Annotated in this window: 3 protein-coding genes and 1 pseudogene; all 4 read right to left on the reverse strand. The window is 37.9% G+C overall.

Going from position 1 to position 3,121, the window contains the following annotated elements; translation table 11 throughout:
• Positions 1 to 111: 111 nt before the first annotated feature.
• Positions 112 to 528: a VOC family protein gene (locus tag RT445_RS23445; protein WP_312507672.1), complete on the reverse strand. Its 417-nt coding sequence runs from the start codon at positions 526 to 528 to the stop codon at positions 112 to 114.
• Positions 529 to 736: 208 nt separating this feature from the next.
• Positions 737 to 1,840, reverse strand: a complete 1,104-nt coding sequence (nadA, locus tag RT445_RS23450) for a quinolinate synthase NadA (RefSeq protein WP_274794197.1) — start codon at positions 1,838 to 1,840, stop codon at positions 737 to 739.
• Entirely contained in the window at positions 1,827 to 2,687 is an 861-nt protein-coding gene (nadC, locus tag RT445_RS23455) for a carboxylating nicotinate-nucleotide diphosphorylase (RefSeq protein ID WP_274794196.1), read from the reverse strand. Before nadC ends, nadA begins: the two co-directional genes overlap by 14 nt.
• A pseudogene (locus RT445_RS23460) lies at positions 2,644 to 3,121 on the reverse strand (L-aspartate oxidase); the annotation flags it as partial. The pseudogene RT445_RS23460 and the gene nadC, both read right to left, overlap by 44 nt.

Below are 3,121 nucleotides of genomic sequence, written 5' to 3' on the forward strand. Positions count from 1 at the left end.
ACACCGCCCTTTCACGGCGGTAACACGGGTTCGAATCCCGTACGGGTCATACTAAAAAACAGTAGCTACATTTGCAGCTACTGTTTTTCTCATATTTAGATAGATATATAATTACTCATTATTTAGTGCGCTTTCATCCATATATACTACTTCCCAAATATGCCCATCTACATCTTGGAATCCCCAGCCGTACATAAATCCGTGATCTTGTGGTTCACTGTAAGGTTTACCACCAGAGGCTAGTGCTTTATTTACTAATTGATCTACTTGTTCTCGGTTTTCAGCGGAAAGACATAATATCGCCTCTGCAGAAGTAGCTGTATCTGCAATCTCCTTCTTTGTAAATCCTTTGAATCGTTCTTCTACCATTATTAATGCAAAGATATTTTCGCTAATAATCATTGAAGCTGTTGTTTCATCACTAAATTGTTGATTGAATTCAAAACCTAAGTCTTTAAAAAAGTTGATTGATTTGTTAAGATCTTTTACTGGTAAATTGATAAATATATTTTTCGATTGAAAAGCCATTGATTATCACCTCCAAATCGACAGTATCATAGAAAATAAATCCATGTCAATTTCTACAAGTAAATGGATTTCATTTAATTCCCAACATCCTTAATGAAAAAGTATAAGTCATATCAAAAAATGAACGACGTTTTTCATAACTCCTTAACTTTACAAAAAAAGCAGAAATATTGATACAACAACATGTCTGCTTTTAAAATTCTTCTTGTTACCCCCGTACAAGCATTCTTTCAAGTGAGCTAAGTGCTTCAGCGGTAGTATGTTCATCTACTTGTATACGATTATGAGGTTGCCCCTGTTCAATACTTTCAAGACTCCATAGTAAATGTGGAAGGTCTATTCGGTTCATAGTTAGACAAGGACAAAAATTTTCATTTAGCGAAATAATATGTTTATCTGGATGTTGCTTAATGATACGATTGACAAGGTTCATTTCTGTTCCAATGGCCCATGCAGATCCGCTTGGTGCTCGATTGATTGTATCAATAATGTATTTTGTCGAGCCGGCATCATCAGCTGCTGCAACAACTTCACGACTACATTCTGGATGAACAATAATTCTCATTGTGGGATGTTCTTTGCGAATGACTTCCGTATGTTGAACTGTAAACCCCTCATGCACAGAACAATGACCCTTCCACAGAATAACCTGGATGTTTTCAAGTGATTCCTTAGTTTCGAGCATATTTTTATGAGGATTCCAAACGGCCATATTTTCAAGGGGAATACCTAAATCATAGGCGGTATTTCTCCCTAAATGTTGATCGGGTAAAAAGAAAATACGCTGTTTTTGTGTAAATGCCCATTGAACAAGCTCCCTTGCATTCGATGATGTAACACAGGCACCACCATGTCGTCCCGTAAAGGCTTTAATGGCCGCGGTTGAATTGACATAAGTTAGAGGAATAATCGTATCGCCAAAGAGCTGTTGAAGGATTGGCCATGCTTGTTCTGTTTGATAAATATTCGCCATATCAGCCATCGAACAGCCTGCACGCATATCTGGTAAATAGACATGTTGCTGTTTCATTGTCAGCATGTCTGCCGTTTCTGCCATAAAATGTACACCACAAAATACGATATGTTCAGCCTCCTTATTAGCGGCAGATAATTGAGCTAGTTGTAGAGAATCACCAGTTGCATCAGCGAATTGAATAACCTCATCTTTTTGATAATGGTGTCCTGGGATAAAAAGTTTAGAGCCTAATTTTTTCTTTATTGCTAAAATACGAGATTCCATTTCCTCTACGGATAATGTCCGATAATGCTCAGGAAGTAGTGTCGTCTGTTGTAATAAACTAGTGATGGACAAGGGAATGAGCTCCTTTCATTTGAACAAGTGCACTAATATCAAAAGCTTTGACAGAATGGGTTAATGAACCAAGTGAAATCCACTGAACACCTGACTGTGCATAAGCCTTTAAATTATCCAGTGTGATACCCCCTGAAGCTTCTGTTGCAATAGTAGGGGGGACAGAAGGAAGCCAATCTCGAATTTCTTCTGGACTGCGGTTATCAAACATAATGATATCTACTCCAGCAATGATGGCTTCATCTAGCTGTTCCTTTGTTTCAATTTCTACTTCAATTTTCACGGTATGACCGACTTTCTCTCTAGCGGTCTGAACAGCTTTTGTTATACTACCTGCAAAGGCAAGATGATTATCTTTTAGCATGATGGCATCATACAGTCCATTTCGATGATTAAAAGCACCACCGACTCTCACTGCATATTTATCAAGCATACGCATGCCAGGCATTGTTTTACGAGTATCACATATTTTCGCATGCGTACCTATCGTTTCTTGGACTGCTTGGTGAGTAGCTGTTGCAATGGCAGACATACGTTGAATAAGATTTAAGATGACACGTTCGCCTATTAACAATTTTTGTAAGGGACCTTTTATCACGGCTAGTATATCGCCTGCATCTACTGTCTCTCCATCCTTTTTATGAAGATAAATTTCCATAGAACGATCTAGTAGAAGAAAGCCATGCTCAATAATGAGAGCTCCGCAAAAAATTCCTTTTTCTTTAGCATAAAACGAAAAAGATCCCTGTTGTTCGGCTGAAAAAATAAATTCACTCGATAAATCCCCATCACCTAAATCTTCATTAAAAAACTGTTTGAGCATTTCCTCGAGTTTGATGATATTCATACAATGAGTTCCTCACTTTCAATTGTCCTTGCGAAAAAATAATCCACCGGCTTGCCCATTGTGCATCCATTTCGGATTTATCTGTACGTATGTGGGCACCACGTGTTTCAGTTCTTATAATGGCCGCATGTGTCATCAGTGTTGCGACAACATGCATCATAAATAGTTCCAATTCTGCTTGCTCCATACCCTCTAGATTAGTGTGAAGAAGAGATTGTAGAGAGGGGAGTTGCTGAACAAAGTACTGTAAATCATCGATATTTCTAACGATGCCTACAAACTGCATCATACGTTGCTGTAATTGCTGTTTGCTAAATAAAGGTGGTTTTTTATCAGCATATTGAGGTTGGTCAAGTAAAAAATTTTTTTGATGACAACCTTGTTGAATAATGAAATACGCCATTTTTTGACCAAATGTAATGCCCTCCAATAGA

Origin of the sequence: Lysinibacillus sp. (genome assembly GCF_032093475.1) — a bacterium.
In the GTDB taxonomy this organism is placed as follows: Bacteria; Bacillota; Bacilli; order Bacillales_A; family Planococcaceae; genus Lysinibacillus; species Lysinibacillus irui.

Coding starts and splice junctions, on each gene's coding strand:
- RT445_RS23445 (WP_312507672.1), bottom strand. CDS start 528: ATGGCTTTTCAATCGAAAAATATATTTATCAATTTACCAGTAAAAGAT.
- nadC (WP_274794196.1), bottom strand. CDS start 2,687: ATGAATATCATCAAACTCGAGGAAATGCTCAAACAGTTTTTTAATGAA.